Consider the following 15,704-nt stretch of genomic DNA (forward strand, 5'->3'; position numbering starts at 1 on the left):
GCCGGATGCGAAGCGGGGAACCGTGCCCCGTGGACATAGGATTGAAACCATGGATTTGGGCTACACGCATCACGGTGAATACAAGGTTGTCGGCGGCAAGTTGGTGGTTGCCGACCTGAGGGTCGAGGACGGGGCCATCGCCGCAGCCTCGATCAACGGGGACTTTTTCCTGGAACCCGACGATGCCCTCGAGGATCTGAACGCGGCGCTCATCGGGCTGCCGCAGGACGTAGAGCATTCGGTGATCCGCGACGCCGTGAAGGCGGGGCTGCGCGCCGACGCAGTGATGTTCGGGTTCGATTCCGACGCCGTGGCACGCGTGGTCCGCCGCGCCCTGGGCCACGCCACCGCGTGGGCCGACCACCTGTGGGAGGTCATAGCCCCCTCGGTGTTGCCGATCGCCCAGAACGTCGCCCTCGACGAGGTGATAGCCCGGCAGGTTGCCGCCGGAACCCGCGGACCGACCCTGAGGTTCTGGGACTGGGCCGACTCGGGCGTTGTCATCGGTTCTTTCCAGTCGCTGCGCAACGAGGTCGACGCCGATGCGGCCGCAGCCTACGGCATCCAGGTGGTCCGAAGGATCAGCGGAGGCGGGGCCATGTTCATGGAGGCCGGGAACTGCATCACCTACTCGCTGTACCTGCCCGGCTCGCTGGTGGACGGCATGAGCTTCGCCGATTCCTACCCGTTCCTCGATGTCTGGGTCATGGAGGCGCTGGCATCCATCGGGGTCAAGGCGCACTACAAGCCGCTGAACGACATCGCCACGGACACCGGCAAGATCGGCGGGGCGGCACAGAAGCGCCTGGCCGGCGGCGTGGTGCTACACCACGTGACCATGAGCTACGACATCGACGCGGAAAAGATGCTGAAGGTGCTGCGTATCGGACGCGAGAAGATCTCCGACAAGGGCATCGCCTCGGCGGTCAAGCGCGTGGACCCGCTCAAGCGGCAGGCCGACATGGGCCGCATGGAACTCATCGAGACGATGCGCCGAACCTTTGCCGCCAAGTACGCGGCGGTGCCCGGCACGCTCGACGAGGCGACGCTGGCCGCCGCCAAGGATCTGGCCGAAACGAAGTTCACCACCGAGGAATGGACGGCACGCGTTCCGTAGGCGCAAGCCCTGCGGTGCCGGGCGTTGCCGGCCCGGCCCCCAAAAGTCTCGTAGACGAGTGTGGCCCTCCGGAACTGCCGGAGGGCCACACTCGTCTACTAAGGGCGCTTGTTGTGCCCGGGGGTCATGCGAACGCTGGCTCCAACTCCGCCCGGGGTGCCCCGGCCGCAATCCAGGACCCGATGACCGCCGTGGCAATCTCGGCCGAGCGCTCGGCGGCGTCGTCGACGTGCGTCAGGAAGTCCGCGTCGGACGCCGGCCCGCAGAGGTCGGAGATGCCGCGGATGGCCAGGAACGGGGCGTTGAATGCCCGGCAGGTCTGCGCGATGGCCGACGATTCCATGTCCGTCGCCAGGACCTGGTCGAACTGGCCCTTGATGATCGCCGCACGGTCAATGCCGACAAACGAGTAGCTGGAAACGATGAGTCCGTGGTGCACCGTGGCCACGATGCCGTATCCGGGCGCCCCGATTTTGCTGGCCTCCACCAAGGAATCCGGCACCGGGTAGGAGGCCGGCATGCCCGGCACCTGCCCGAGTTCGTAGCCGAAGGCGCGCGCATCGGCGTCCGCGTTGACGTTCACGGTGCCGATGACAACGTCGCCCACCCGCACGGAATTGCCAAGCCCGCCGGCGCTGCCGGCACTGACGACCAAGGGGGCCGGTGCATCCGCATCGTCCCTGTTCGCCTGCAGCAGTGCGGCCGTGGCCGCGCCCGAGGCGTTGACCAGGCCGATGCCGCTCTGGACGAAGATGGCGTTCAGGCCGTTGAGCCGGCCGCTGCGGTGGATCGCGTTGCCGACCCGAACCGGCTCGCTGACCTCCGCGGCACGCTGGAGGAACGGGGTGATTTCCTCTTCCATGGCCGCGATGACAATGACATCGACCGCGCTCATTCGGAGACCTGCTCCCAGACGGCGCGCTGCGCCAGGAATTCCCGGGCGGCATCCTGGGCGGCCTCGAGGGAGTGGTTTTCGCCCCAGCCGCATTGGACCTCGTTGGCCGCGGGGACCTCGGTGGCATCCAGCACGTCGGTGAGGGTGGCCTCGATCAGGTCCACGACGGCGGCAACGTCGGGCTCGCCCTGCAGAATGAGGTAGTAGCCGGTCTGGCAACCCATCGGGGAGAAGTCTACGACGGAGGATGAATGGTTGCGGGAGTGCTCGGCGAAGAGGTGCTCGAGTGAGTGGATTGCCTTCATCTCCAAATGGGCAACATTTGGCTGGGTGAACCGCACGTCATATTTGGTAATAACGTCTCCGTGCGGGAGTTCCTTGCGGTCGGCCACGCGCACATACGGTGCCGAGACCGTGCGGTGGTCAAGGTTGAAGGACTCTACGTTCATGCGTGAAGGGGTCATGATTGCGCTTTCATGCGTGGGAATCGAAGCCGGACAAACTCGTGGCAGGTTCTTTGCCACCTCAATGGTAGCTGGCGGCGCCTGTGAGCCGGGTGTGTGCGCGGCACTGCCGGGCTTCGCACGGTCGGTGCGCGCAGCGCGGCTCAATTGGCTCGAGGGTCGAGGGGACCGGTGCGGAATTTCACGCTATGGTGCCAGGCGGCTGTTGAATTGGTGGCGGTTGATTTTCTCAGTGATGTGCAGGTCGCAGGGTTCGACTGGTTCCCTGATGAGGTATCGCGGGTGGACCGGAGCACTTTCGTTGGCCCGACGATGCCGATCTATCGATAGCGGGCCGGCGAGGGACTGGTTCTGGTCTCCGTGGAGGGTGAGAGTCCCTGCGGTGCCGGCCCAACCCGGGCGCTCCGCGGCGACGGGATAAGTGTCTGTGACGTGCGGCCCCGCCAACGCCAGTGGCTTGACTCGAGGCATCACTCTCAGAGGTTGTGCGTGGGGCCGGGGGTGTCGTCGTCCTCCAACGGCTGCAGCTTGATGTCCTGCGGGTACAGGTCGGTCCCGGTGCGGTCCTCCAGGGTCAGGGTGGCGACCAGCGAGGCCGCCGCGAGCAGGAACAGGTACGTCGAGACGGCGAGGGTGGTGTTGAACGTGCCCACCAGCGCGGTGGCGATCGTGGGGGCGAAGGCCCCGCCGAGCACCGCACCGATCGCGTAGCTGATGGAGGCGCCGCTGAGCCGGATGCGGGCGGGGAACAGCTCGGCATACAGCGCCGGAAGCGGTCCGTAGGACAGGCCCATGACCGCGCCGAAGACCACCAGGGCGAGGACGACGAGGACCACCTCGCCGGTGTCGATGAGCAGGAAGAGCGGGTACAGCCAGGCGAGCATGCACACCCAACCGATGATGTACATCTTGCGCCGGCCGATGCGGTCCGAGAGCACCCCGGAGACCCAGGTGGAGACCAGCCAGGCCACCGAGCCGAGGGTGATGATGTTGAGGATGGTCCCGGCGTTCATCTCCAGGCGCGTGGTGGCGTAGCCCAGGATGAAGCCGCCGGTGAGCATGTAGCCGGCGGCGTTGTTGCCCATGAAGACGAGCGTGGCCTGGACGACCTTCGTGGGGTGCTCGCGGAAGAGGGTGGACAGCGGCGCGGTCTCGGTCTGTTTCGTGGCCTCCAGCTCGTGGAACACCGGGGACTCCTCGACCCGGGTGCGGATGTAGTGGCCGATCAGGATCAGCACGAAACTCAGGAGGAAAGGCACCCGCCAGCCCCAGGCCAGGAACTGCTCGTCGGTGAGTGCGGCGGCGAAGATTGCCGTGACCCCGGAAGCCAGAAGCATCCCGGCGGGAACGCCAAGCTGGGGGAAGGCCCCGAATTTGCCGCGGCGTTCGGCCGGGGCGTGTTCGACGGCCATCAGCGCCGCCCCGCCCCATTCGCCGCCGGCGGAGAATCCCTGGATGATGCGCAGGAGAACCAGCAGGATCGGGGCCCACACCCCGATGGTGGCGTAGGTGGGCAGGACGCCGATGAGGGTGGTGCCCAGGCCCATGAGGATCAGGGTGATGATCAGCACGATCCGGCGGCCGTACCGGTCGCCCACCCGGCCCATGATGACGGCCCCGAGGGGGCGGAACAGGAAGCTGATGCCCACGGTGGCGAATGAGACGATCGAGGCCATCGGCCCCTGCAGCGGGGAGAAGAACAACGGGGCCAGGACCAGGGCGGCGGCGTTGGCGTAGATGAAGTAGTCGTACCACTCCACCGTCGTGCCGATCATGGTGGCCCCTGCCACCCGGCGCTGTTGCGGGGTCATGCGGCCTGTGTCTGTCGGGCTGGTGTTCACGAGGATTCCTCCGTCCGGAATCGACGGGCCCGGTCGGGGCAGGCCAATCGTCGATGGCCACGGCCAAGAGGTGGCGGACGGGATGGTGGCCGGCCTCATGGCCCGCGACAACGCCAATTTTACGGCTTGCGGGCCGCCGAATGATAGGGGCGCGATGCCCCTCGGTGTCACGAAGACCATGAGCCCCATCCAGGGCCGGACGCCGGGGAACCCTCCCGGCCGGAGCCCGGCCACGATCCGGCCGGGAACCCGATCCTCCGACGGCGCATCCGGCAGGACTGCGGCCATGACCGAGATGCCTCGGCCGCCCGGGCCGCCCACTCTGGAACAGAAAAAGTCCGGCAGCGCATCGCCCGACCTCGTTGGCTTCGCCCTCGCGCATGTCGGTGGCCTGCACGGCAACCACAGGATCACCACCAGGAAATCAGAACCGAATGCCCTCGGCCGCGGTGTTGTACCGTTCCCGGATGGCCGGGCGGTGGTCGGGCTCGGGTGCGGCCAGACCGGGGTGCGGCCATTCGGGCCGGATGCCGGACAATGCCCAGGCGGCCTGGACCGCTGCGCCACGCGCAACATATTCACCGGGCGCCGGAACCTGGACCGGAACGTCGAAAACCTGCGCAGTGGCCGCCTGCACCGCCGGGCTTTGGGCGGCGCCGCCGATGAGCAAGAGCCGTTTGGCCGTAACCCCTTGGCGGAGGATCGCGTCCAGTCCGACGGCCAGAGAGCAGAGCATGCCCTCGACCGCGGCCCGGGCAACGTTTTCCCGGGTGGTCGAGGCCAGCGACAGTCCGTGGAAGCTTGCCGTCGCGTCGGGCAGGTTCGGTGTCCGCTCGCCCTCGAAGTAGGGGACCAGCACGACGCCGTCGCTGCCTGGTTCCGCGGCCAGCGCGAGTTCCGAGAAGCGCTCCAGGTCGATCCCCAGCAGGGAAGCGGTGGTTCCGAGGACCCGGGCGGCATTCAGCGTCACGGAGATGGGCAGGTAGGCGCCTGAGGCATCGGCGAAAACCGCAACGGTTCCCGTGTCATCGGCGCCAGGGGAATCAGTCACGGCGTAGACGGTGCCGCTGGTCCCGAGCGAGACCACCACGTCGCCCGACATGGCCCCCAGGCCGAGTGCGCCGGCGGCATTGTCTCCCGCTCCCGCGCCGAGTCGGATGCCGTCGAAGCCGCCGGCATGGGTCGGGTGGATGGTGCCAGTGGTTTCCGCGGGCCCCGCGACCCGGGGCAGGATGACGTGGCCGTCGTCCTGCCGGAAGCGACCGGGCGATGCCACGCGGGCGGCGCGGCCGAATGCGTGCCCGAACAATTCCACGTCGTAGTCTTCGAGCCGCGGCGACCAGTATCCGGTGCCGCTGGCATCCGAGCGGTCGGTGGTGAGTTCTTCCAGGTCCGGGCCCAGCGGGCCGTGGCCGGCGGGGCCGTAGCCGCGCAGCCGCCAGGCCAGCCAGTCGTGGGGGAGCGCCACCGCCGCAACCCGTCGGGCGATCCCCGGCTCGTTGTCCCTGACCCAGCGCAGCTTGGTGATGGTGAACGAGGCAACGGGCACCGAGCCGCAGCGGGCCGCCAGCTCGGCGGCGCCGAGCTCTGCGACAAGGTCGTTCGCGGCCGGGGCGGAGCGCGTGTCGTTCCAGAGCAGGGCCGGCCGCAACACGTTTCCGGAGGCGTCCAGCAGCACCATGCCGTGCTGTTGCCCGGCCACCGAAAGCGCCGAAACTCCCTCCAGCCCGCCGGCATCGGCAACGGCCTCCAGCAGGGCCTCCCACCACAGGGATGGGTCGATTTCCGTCCCGTCCGGGTGGGCGGCCTTGCCGGAGCGGACCAGGGCGCCGGTGCCCGAATCAAGCACCGCGACCTTGCAACTTTGGGTCGAGGAATCGATCCCGGCCACGAGCCCCACGGGTGCCTACCTTGCGCCGAGCAGGTGTTCGATGAACAGCTGCTGCAGCTTCACGAAGCCGAAGCCCTTGCCGCCCATGTAGGCGTCGGCATCGAATTCCTCGTAGGAGGACGTGTCGGCGATCAGTTCTGCGTGGCCCTCGCCCGGGTTCAGGGTGGGGACGTTGATTTCCTCGACCTTGGAGATTGCCAGGGCGGCCTTCACCTCCGGGTCGGCCCGGAACGCCGCCGCGCGTTCCTTCAGGAGCAGGTAGGTGCGCATGTTGGCGGCCGCGGAGTCCCAGACGCCGTCGAAGTCCTCGGTGCGGGAAGGCTTGTAGTCGAAGTGGCGCGGGCCGGCGTAGGCCTGGGAGCCGCCGGGGCCGCCGTTCTCCAGCAGGTCCACCAGGGAGAAGGCGTTTTGCAGGTCGCCGTGGCCGAAGACGAGGTCCTGGTCGAACTTCACGCCGCGCTGTCCGTTGAGGTCGATGTGGAAGAGCTTGCCGCGGTCCAGCGCCTGGGCGATCCCGTGGGTGAAGTTCAGGCCGGCCATTTGCTCGTGCCCGGTTTCCGGGTTGACACCGAACATTTCCGGTCGGTCCAGGGTCTCGATGAAGGCCAGGGCGTGACCGACCGTCGGGAGCAGGATGTCGCCGCGTGGTTCGTTGGGCTTGGGCTCGATCGCAAAGCGGAGGTCGTAGCCGTTGTCGGTGACATACCCGGCGAGCAGGTTCACCGCCTCGCGGTAGCGCGCCAGCGCGCCGCGGACGTCCTTGGCGGCGTCGTATTCGCTGCCCTCGCGCCCGCCCCACATGACAAAGGTTTCGGCGCCCAGCTCGGCGGCCAGATCGATGTTCTCCAGGACCTTTCGCAGGGCGAACCGGCGGACGTCGCGGTCGTTGCTGGTGAACCCGCCGTCCTTGAAGACGGGATGGCTGAACAGGTTTGTGGTGACCATTGGAACGACCATGCCTGTGGACTCTAGGGCACCCTTGAGACGCTTGATCTGCGTGCGGCGCGCGGTGGGGAAGGAGCCAAACGGGAACAGGTCGTCGTCGTGGAACGTGATTCCGTAGGCGCCGAGATCGGAAAGCCTGTTCACGGCCTCCACCACGTCCAGCGGCGGGCGCGTCGCGGAACCGAACTGGTCCTGCGCTTCCCAGCCGATGGTCCAGAGCCCGAAGGAGAATTTGTCGTCGCGGGTGGGTTCAAGCGCCATGGTGTTGCTCCTTGTATCTTCGGGTGTTCATTTTCCAATAAGTTCTGTGTCCAAACATATTAGAAAAGATGCCGATGTCAACCCCTTTTCGTGGCAGCAACCTTCAGACAAAAATTGTGCACGTTCAAGGGAAATTCAGCGGGGGACATGAGGGAGAGTTTATGTTGTGCAATTCGCAAAATGGTGAAGAGGGCATGCGTGAACAATGTCAGGCGGAGTGTTCAACGCGTGCGCAGGGAGAACCAGGTGGGTCAATGCAAGAGCCGGTGGCGGGCGCGGAACCGCCATTGGGGCGCCAGGCAGCCGGTAGTGCGTACTCCTGAACTGCATGTGTCGGCCGGCAAACCGATAGCCACCGGCCGCGGGCAGTGGTGCCGTCGACAGAATTTGAGGCTGCGAGTGGGGGTCAGAGGGTGAGTAATCGCAGCACGTGGATTACAGCCCTGATCCGAACAACTTTGCTCTAAACGTCACCAATCCCGTAGGGAGGAGGGACGCTGAGCTCATGTGCGCTAAGGTCCCACAACCGTGTCGATCTGAACCTTTGCACCCAGCGGTAGTGCTGCCACCTGAACCGGAGTGCGGACCGGGAACGGTCCACGCAAGTGACTAGCGTAGGCGGCCGGAGGGCCTCCGTTAATGGCACCAGCGGACGGCTTGCGCTGGTTCTCATGTAAGGGGGGATGCGCCGGTGGGGAGAAGCTCGCCGGAGCGGCAATTGTTGGATAGGTCCGGTCGCGGTATCGCGTCGGGCTCATCCCGAATCGTCTCTTGAAAGCCGTGCTCAACGCAAAGGGGCTGCCATACCCGACCTTGAATGCGATCTGTGCGGTTGTGAGATGGGGTTCGGCAAGTAGTTCACTGGCGAGTAGCATCCGCCAGTTCGTCAGGTAGGTCATGGGCGGTTCGCCCACTATGGCGCGGAACCGACTCGCGAGGGTTGCCCGGGACACGTTGAGACGCTGTGCGAGTGATTCAAGGCTCCAAGAATCTGCGGGCGATTCGTGGAAAAAAGTCAGTGCCTTGGCGACGATAGGGTCGTTGCCGCCGGCAAGCCAGCCTCGTGCGGTTTCTGGGTGGAGCCTGGCCCATGCGCGGATCGAGTGGACGAGAAGCACGTCGAGCAGCCGATCGATGACGCTGCCTTGCCCCGGTGCCTCGGTGGTAATTTCACCTTCGAGGAAACCGAGCAGGGACTGGCTGACGTTCCCGGACGGGACGATAGCCACTCGGGGCAAAGCGTTTGTGACGACCGCACCTACCTCGGTGTTGGTTTCGTAGGTGCCGATGAGCATCGTCGTTGCCCCGGAGGAGTCATTGCCCCAAGTTCGTATTCCGTGGGTCAGGCTCGGGTGGAGATCTTCCCCGGAAGGGGAAGTGCACCGTTGCCCGGGATGAATGACCACATCCGGGTCGCGTTCGGGATCATCGGACACGATGTAGGGGGCTGTGCCTCGGACGACAGCAATGTCGCCTTTGTTCAGTGGGAATCGGTCGTTGTCGGCTTCCAAGAATGCACTGCCCGTCATCATGGCCATGACAGTCAGGGGCGCTTGGTCCTGCACACGAATGGACCAACCGGGCGACATGACCATCCGGAGCGCAAAGGCGCTGCGCGCCCGGGGGCCGTCCAAGAGGCGAGTCAGTGGATCCATGCCATAAACCTAGACGACCACGTATGGATTTGCATCATAGAGATATTCATAGTGCGGGATTGATGCAGTTGACTGGTGTCATGACTAATACAGATGTGCTTGTACTTGGCGGTACTGGTCGCACGGGCCGCCGAATCGTTCGCCGTCTACACAACCGCGGCATCCAGACGCGGGTCGCTTCCAGACAGGGAAAGAATCCGTGGTCGTGGGAGGACCGCTCAACCTGGGACACCGCGCTCCACGGAGCTTCGGCTGCCTATGTTTGCTATTCGCCGGATCTGGCCTTTCCCGGCGTGGCGGAGCTAATCGGCGAGTTCGCCGAACAGGCGCGCAAGCTGGGCGTGAATCGCCTGGTGCTGCTCTCGGGCCGCGGGGAAAAGGGAGCTCTCGTGAGCGAAAGGGCCGTGCAGGATACGGTTGCGGAATGGACGATCATCCGATCCTCGTGGTTCGCCCAGAATTTCAGTGAGCATTTTCTGCTCGGTCCCGTCCTTCGGAGTCGACTCGTCCTGCCGGCGGGCGATGTGCTGGAACCTTTCATCGATCTTGACGATCTTGCCGAGGTCGCAAGCGCGGCGCTTGTCGAGCAAGGGCACGCGGGGGCCGTCTACGAAGTGACCGGGCCTCGGTTGTTGTCCATGCTAGATGTGGCGGACGAGATCTCAGCGGCGACCGGACGGCACATTGAATACGCCCCCAGCACGGCCGAGGAGTTCGTGGCCGACGTAGCCTTGGATGGCATCCCGCATCAGGATGCTCGACCCCTCGCTGAGCTATTCGAGTCGATCCTCGATGGGCGCAATGCCTCTGTCACCGACGATCTGGAAAGGGCTCTTGGCCGGCCCGGGACGGACTTCACCGAGTATGCCCGCCGCGTTGCCGCGCTCGGCATCTGGAGCCCACGTATCAAGGCAAGCGCATGAGCAACACGATCATAACCGCCCTGACGGCCGCTTCTGCTGTCTGCGCCGGCGTCGCGGGAGGGGTCTACTTTGCCTTTACGGTGATTGTCATGCCAGCACTTCGAACCCTGCCTGCAGCTGAATCAGTTACTGCGATGCAACGTATCAATGACAGTGCAGTTCGAAAGCCCTTTATGGCCGTTTTCTTCGGCGGTGCGGCAGCCTCCGCCGGCGTGCTTGTTGCGGACCTAACCACAGGTGGGACAGCTTCAAACCGCTTTGCCGGCGCAGCCTTGGCCCTCGTCTCGTTCGGCGTCACCGTCGCGCGCAACGTTCCCCTCAACAACACCATCGCCCGGGTAGCCCCTGACTCGCTGGAATCCGCAGCTCAATGGATGGCCTTTGACCGTAGCTGGAGCAGATCAAACCTTGTACGCGGATCGGCTGCGATAGCCGCAACGATCCTTCTCGTGGAGTCGCTTTCAAGATCGGCCTGATTTCCGCGGGGCAGGGGAACGGTAACCGATGCTTGCAAAGCCATGGCTGGACTGCTCGCCGGTTTCGCGCGCGTATCCACCAATTGCCAGTCCCCACAGCCCGGAAGAATGCATGGGTTGCCCGTGCCGTGGGCCGCTTCCCCTTCAACGCCCGGGCGCCCTCCACGAAACGGGAAGCCGCGCGACGGCGGAAATTGCCGAACTCATTGCGGTTGCCCGTTCAACCGTTCGCCGCGCCATCAAATGCTCCGACGACATCACCGGTTGGATCCGCATGATTTCACCGTCGACACCGGAGCAATCGCAGGGACTCCCCGGGCTCGGGATGCTGCTCGGGGAGTCCCTTTCCCTGAGGATTCCTAGGCAGACGCACCCGCGGTGGCCAGGATGCTGGCCGGGTCGGCCAGGAACGGCGCGAAGGCCAGTTGGGCCGCGCCCACCAGGAGCAGGTCGGCTCCCAGCTCGGCCCTTGCGAAGCGGACGTCTTCGCTCGGCCCCGCCAGCGCCCGGGATTTCACCAACCGGGCCATCCGCTGCGGATCGGCCGAGTACAGGGTGCCCAGGAATCCGCCAAAGATGATGAGTTCCGGGTTGAAGATGTTCACGGTTCCTCGCAGCGCGTCGGCGAGGAATTCCATCTGCCGGTGCACCACCTCGAGGACCTCGACATCGGGGCCCCCCGGACGGGAAACTTGCGCAAGGAGCGCGCTTTCCAGCTCCTCGAGCCCGGACTTTCCCAGTCCCAGAGTTGCCAGCAGCTGCTCCTGCCGCACTTCGGTTTCCAGGCAGCCATGGGCGCCGCAATGGCACGGCTTGCCCGCGGAGTTGACCAGGGTGTGGCCGAACTCGCCGGCGAAACCGCTGGCCCCCTTGAGGAGCTTGCCCTCGACGGCGATGCCGCCGCCGATGCCGCTGGCACCTCCATTGAGGTAGACATGGTCGCGGACCCCGCGGCCGGCACCGAAGAGGGATTCCGCCATGAGGCCCGTGGAAGCGTCGTTCGCCGCCGCCACCGGAAGCCCGAGCGCCGTGCCGAGCATTCCGGCAAGCGGCACGTTGTGCCAGGCAAGGTGCGGGGCCAGCACAACCACGCCGTCCTGTTCGCGGACCAAACCTGGAACGGCCAGCCCGACGCCGACCGTCCGGAAGGAACTTTGCAGTTCCCCGGCCATCCCCGCGACAACCGCCGCAACGATGTTGACGACCTCCTCCGGGGTCGGGACCCGGGCGGTGTCGTAGCGGATCCGCTTGAGCACCTTGCCGGACAGTGAGACCAGGCCGATGGTCACGGCGTCGACCTCCGGGTTGACCGCGATGGCCACGACGTCTTCGCGCGGGACGATGATGGGGCTGGGCCGCCCCGCGTGGTGGGTCGAACCCGGCTCTTGCTCCTCGACGAGCCCGAGCTCCACCAGCTCGGCCACGAGGCCGCCGACGGTGGAACGGTTCAGGCCCGTCGCCCTGGTGATTTCCGCACGGGACACCCGGCGTTGCGTATGCGCCATGCCCAGCACCGCGGCCAGGTTGCTTCGACGGACGTTGTCCAGATTGCTGCCCGTGCGCGCGGTTGGAGCCACTGCGGAATCGGAAACCGACACTCAGATCACCTCTCTGGACTCGCTTGAAACAACGCTTGCACTGTGTGGGCCGGCAGCTGCATCGTTCACACGTGCAGGCCGGGCGCAGAATCTTAACCGCATAGGGTGCCTAATTTTATTGCGCTTTGAAGGCCGAGTCGAACGCGGCCACCGGTGCGGCGAAGGCGTTACGTTTTACGAAGGCCAGCGCCTCCGGGGCGCCGAGCAGCCGGTCCATGCCCGCGTCCTCCCATTCGACGGAGATGGGCCCGTCGTAGCCGATCGAATTCAGCGCGCGGAAGCTTGCCTCCCAGGGAACGTCGCCGCGGCCGGTGGAGACGAAGTCCCAGCCCCGGTTCAGGTCCGCCCAGGCCAGGTGGGATCCCAGCACGCCGTTGCGGCCGTTGCCGAGGCGCAGCTTCACGTCCTTGCAGTCGACATGGATGATGCGGTCGGCGAACTCCAGGATGAAATCCACCGGGTCGAGCTGCTGCCACATGAAGTGGCTGGGGTCCCAGTTCAGGCAAAACGCCTTGCGGTGCCCGATGGCCTCCAGGGTGCGCTTGGTGGTCCAGTAGTCGTAGGCTATTTCGCTGGGGTGCACCTCGTGGGCGAAGCGCACGCCAACCTCGTCGAACACGTCGAGGATGGGATTCCAGCGGTCGGCAAAGTCCTGGTAGCCGGCGTCGATTGCGTCCTGGGAAACCGGCGGGAACATGGCCACGTACTTCCAGATGCTGGATCCGGTGAATCCAATGACGGTGTCCACGCCGAGTTTCGCCGCCAGGCGGGCCGTGTTTTTCATTTCCTCCGCCGCCCGGCGGCGCACGCCCTCCGGGTCCCCGTCGCCCCACACCGTATCCGAAAGGATCTCCCAGTGGCGCTGGTCGATGGGATCGTCGCAGACGGCCTGGCCCTTGAGGTGGTTGGAGATCGCGTAGACCTTCAGGTTGTATCTGGCGAGCAGGGCAAGCTTGTCGGCCACGTACTGGTCGTCGTCCCAGCGCCAGGGGTCCAGGTGGTCGCCCCAGCAGGCGATTTCCAGGCCGTCGTAGCCCCACCCGGAGGCGAGCGCGGCAACTTCTTCCAGCGGCAGGTCGGCCCACTGGCCGGTGAACAAGGTGATGGGGCGGGTCATTTCGGTCTCCTCGGTGGCAATGGGTGTGTTGTGGTGGATGGGTGTTGGCCGGGTCAGTTGGCGACGGCGGTCCAGACGCTGTTTGCGGCGGCGCTTCGTTCGACGGCGTCGAGCACTTGCTGGACCTGCAGGCCGTCGGCGAACGACGGCGTCGGCTGGGTGCCGGCGGCGACAGCCTGGATGAAGTCCCGGGCCTGGTGGGAAAAGCCGTGCTCGTAGCCCAGCATGTGCCCGGCCGGCCACCAGGCATCCACGTAGGGGTGCCCGGGTTCGGTGACAAGGATGGTGCTGAATCCCTGGGTTTGGCCAGGTGCGGTGGCGTCGAAGAACTGGAGTTCGTTGAGCCGTTCGAGGTCGAAGCCCAGCGCCCCCTTGGAGCCCGAGACTTCGATGCGCAGCGCGTTCTTGCGCCCGGTGCTGAAGCGGGTGGCCTCGAAGGACCCGAGGAAGCCGGAGGTGGTGTCCGTGGCGCCGAACCGGCCGGTGAATAGCGCCAGGTCATCGACGGTAACCGTGCCGCGCTCCCGCCCAGCGGTGCCCGAGAGCCCGCTGGATTCGGCAAGGACCGGGCGCTCGGCAATGATCGTCTCCATCGTGCCGCTGACCGAGGACAGGCTGGAACCGGTGATGTATTGGGCGAGGTCCACCGCGTGGGCCCCGATGTCTCCCAGCGCGCCCGAGCCGGCGCGGTTTTTCTGCAGGCGCCAGCTCAGCGGGCCGTCCTCGTCCATGAGCCAGTCCTGCAGGTAGCTGGCGCGGACCTGCCGGATCTCGCCCAGCCGTCCCTGGGCCACGAGGTCCCGGGCCAGCGTGGCGGCGGGCACCCGGCGGTAGGTGAAGCCCACCATGGCGTAGATTCCGCGCGCCGCGGCCCGCTCCGCCGCGGCGGCCATGGCCCGGGCTTCCTCCGCGGTGTTGGCCAGGGGCTTTTCGCACAGCACGTGTTTGCCCGCATCGAGCGCGGCAATGGCGATCTCCGCGTGGGAATCGCCGGGCGTTACGATGTCGACGATGTCGATGTCGTCCCGCAGGATTGCCTCGCGCCAATCGGTGGACACCTCTCCCCAGCCCCATTTTTGCGCGGCGGCCTCGGTGCGGCCGTGGTCCCGGCCGACCAGCAACGCCATTTCCGGGTGTGCCTGGAGCTCAAAGAACCGGGGAGCCACACGCCAGCCCTGCGAATGGGCGGCACCCATGAATCCGGCGCCGATCATGGCCACCCGCAAGCGGGGGGAGCTGTCAGTCATGTCTAACCTTTCTTGAAGATTACGGGGGGTGGTGCGGTGCCCGCGCCCCGCAGGATCGCGGGCACCGCGGGAAATGGATCAGGAATCGAAGGCGGCACCGATGTAGGTGTCGACATTTTCCTTGGTGACGACCGGGGCGTCAAGCACCACTCGGTTCGGGACGCCCTGGGTGACAAAGTCGGTCGCCGGCAGGCCCAGTGCGATCAGGCGTGCCATGGCGATTCCGTCGGCGGCCTGGGTGGAAGGGTAGATGACGGTTGCGCGCAGGACGCTGTCGCCGGCCTTGATCGATTCCATGGCGTTCTTGGAACCGGCCCCGCCGACCATGAAGAACTCGTTGCGGTTGGCGGCGGTGATGGCGGCCAGTACGCCGATGCCCTGGTCGTCGTCGTGGTTCCACACGGCGTCCAGCTTCGGGGCCGATGCGAGCAGCTGCGAGGTTGCGGCCTCGCCGCCCTGGACGGTGAAGTCGGCGGCAACGCGGTTGGAAACCGTCAGCCCGCAGTCGCCGAGCGCTTCCTTGAAGCCGCGGCTGCGGTCCTGGGTCAGCGGCAGGCTGTCGATGCCGGCGATCTCCGCGACGACGGCGTCCTTCTTGCCCCCCAGTTCGTTACAGATGTAGGTGCCGGCGCTGACGCCCATGCCGTAGTTGTCGCCCAGGACCGTGGTGCGGGCGGCAAAATTGCTGCTGAATTCGCGGTCGACATTGACCACGGGAATGCCGGCCTGCATGGCCTTGATGGCGACGTCGGTCAGGGCGGCACCGTCGGTGGGCAGCATGACGATGGCGTCGACCTTGTTGTTGATGAAGGTTTCAATCTGGCTGATCTGCAGGCTGGCGTCGTTGGTTCCCTCGGCGACCACGAGTTCGACGTCGCTGAATCCCTTGGCGGACTTGAGTGCCGCGCTGTTGATGGCGCCCATCCAGCCGTGGTCGGCTGCGGGGCCGGAGAACCCGATCGTGACCTTTTCGCCGGGCTTGGCCGCCTCCGGGCTTGCCGGTGTTCCGGCGTCGCTGCTGGCTCCGCCGCTGCCGCCGGCTGCGGGGTCGGTCTCTCCGGGCGTACATGCGGTGAGAAGTCCCGCAACGGCCAGCATCGCGCCCGAGGCGAGCAGTATCCGGTGACGTCGTGATCGTGTGTGGCGCATGTTGTTTCCTCCAAGTTGATAAAACGCAAGTGTTCTGTGCAAGTGCTTACGAGTCGCCGCGGCGGAGGTGCTCATCCGGCTGAGACCAACCAAATGGGTCTCGGTGTCCACTTTGACGTGTGAAG

General features: G+C 66.0%; 13 protein-coding genes. 3 read left to right on the forward strand and 10 right to left on the reverse strand.

Features of this window, described 5'->3' with window-relative positions; genetic code table 11:
• The first annotated feature begins 49 nt into the window (after positions 1–49).
• On the forward strand, positions 50–1,117 hold the full coding sequence (lplAB, locus tag JOF47_RS06540) for a lipoate-protein ligase LplAB (protein WP_209996761.1): 1,068 nt from the start codon (positions 50–52) through the stop codon (positions 1,115–1,117).
• A 124-nt stretch (positions 1,118–1,241) separates the two neighbouring features.
• Here the strand turns inward: lplAB and mtnN are convergent, their stop codons facing one another.
• From mtnN to JOF47_RS06570, 6 genes are all read right to left on the reverse strand, one after another.
• Positions 1,242–2,012, reverse strand: a complete 771-nt coding sequence (mtnN, locus tag JOF47_RS06545; RefSeq protein WP_209996763.1) for a 5'-methylthioadenosine/S-adenosylhomocysteine nucleosidase — start codon at positions 2,010–2,012, stop codon at positions 1,242–1,244.
• Entirely contained in the window at positions 2,009–2,461 is a 453-nt protein-coding gene (locus JOF47_RS06550; RefSeq protein ID WP_425354913.1) for an S-ribosylhomocysteine lyase, read from the reverse strand. The genes mtnN and JOF47_RS06550 overlap by 4 nt, the downstream gene beginning before the upstream one ends.
• A 491-nt stretch (positions 2,462–2,952) precedes the next feature.
• Complete coding sequence (locus JOF47_RS06555; protein WP_342592722.1) at positions 2,953–4,317, reverse strand: MFS transporter; 1,365 nt, start codon at positions 4,315–4,317, stop codon at positions 2,953–2,955.
• A gap of 424 nt (positions 4,318–4,741) precedes the next feature.
• Positions 4,742–6,217 carry a xylulokinase gene (xylB, locus tag JOF47_RS06560; protein ID WP_209996766.1) on the reverse strand — a complete coding sequence of 492 codons (1,476 nt, stop codon included), beginning with the start codon at positions 6,215–6,217 and terminating at the stop codon, positions 4,742–4,744.
• Between the two features lie 6 nt (positions 6,218–6,223).
• Positions 6,224–7,414 (reverse strand): xylose isomerase, encoded by a 1,191-nt coding sequence (xylA, locus tag JOF47_RS06565; protein WP_209996768.1) that lies wholly within the window; start codon positions 7,412–7,414, stop codon positions 6,224–6,226.
• Positions 7,415–7,926: 512 nt separating this feature from the next.
• Positions 7,927–9,069: an AraC family transcriptional regulator gene (locus JOF47_RS06570; protein WP_209996770.1), complete on the reverse strand. Its 1,143-nt coding sequence runs from the start codon at positions 9,067–9,069 to the stop codon at positions 7,927–7,929.
• An 80-nt stretch (positions 9,070–9,149) separates the two neighbouring features.
• Here JOF47_RS06570 and JOF47_RS06575 point away from each other — a divergent pair, with 80 nt between their 5' ends.
• Positions 9,150–9,992 carry a Rossmann-fold NAD(P)-binding domain-containing protein gene (locus tag JOF47_RS06575; protein WP_209996772.1) on the forward strand — a complete coding sequence of 281 codons (843 nt, stop codon included), beginning with the start codon at positions 9,150–9,152 and terminating at the stop codon, positions 9,990–9,992.
• On the forward strand, positions 9,989–10,468 hold the full coding sequence (locus tag JOF47_RS06580; RefSeq protein ID WP_209996774.1) for an anthrone oxygenase family protein: 480 nt from the start codon (positions 9,989–9,991) through the stop codon (positions 10,466–10,468). The genes JOF47_RS06575 and JOF47_RS06580 overlap by 4 nt, the downstream gene beginning before the upstream one ends.
• A 359-nt stretch (positions 10,469–10,827) precedes the next feature.
• Here JOF47_RS06580 and JOF47_RS06585 read toward each other — a convergent pair whose 3' ends face one another.
• The 4 genes from JOF47_RS06585 to JOF47_RS06600 all read right to left on the reverse strand — a co-directional run bounded on the left by JOF47_RS06585 (position 10,828) and on the right by JOF47_RS06600 (position 15,579).
• Positions 10,828–12,066 carry an ROK family protein gene (locus tag JOF47_RS06585; RefSeq protein ID WP_342592723.1) on the reverse strand — a complete coding sequence of 413 codons (1,239 nt, stop codon included), beginning with the start codon at positions 12,064–12,066 and terminating at the stop codon, positions 10,828–10,830.
• Positions 12,067–12,181: 115 nt separating this feature from the next.
• On the reverse strand, positions 12,182–13,183 hold the full coding sequence (locus JOF47_RS06590; RefSeq protein WP_209996777.1) for a sugar phosphate isomerase/epimerase family protein: 1,002 nt from the start codon (positions 13,181–13,183) through the stop codon (positions 12,182–12,184).
• Positions 13,184–13,236: 53 nt separating this feature from the next.
• Positions 13,237–14,430 (reverse strand): Gfo/Idh/MocA family protein, encoded by a 1,194-nt coding sequence (locus JOF47_RS06595; RefSeq protein ID WP_245356285.1) that lies wholly within the window; start codon positions 14,428–14,430, stop codon positions 13,237–13,239.
• A 78-nt stretch (positions 14,431–14,508) separates the two neighbouring features.
• Entirely contained in the window at positions 14,509–15,579 is a 1,071-nt protein-coding gene (locus JOF47_RS06600) for a substrate-binding domain-containing protein (protein ID WP_209996778.1), read from the reverse strand.
• Positions 15,580–15,704 lie beyond the last annotated feature (125 nt).

This window comes from Paeniglutamicibacter kerguelensis (assembly GCF_017876535.1).
Lineage (GTDB): Bacteria > Actinomycetota > Actinomycetes > Actinomycetales > Micrococcaceae > Paeniglutamicibacter > Paeniglutamicibacter kerguelensis.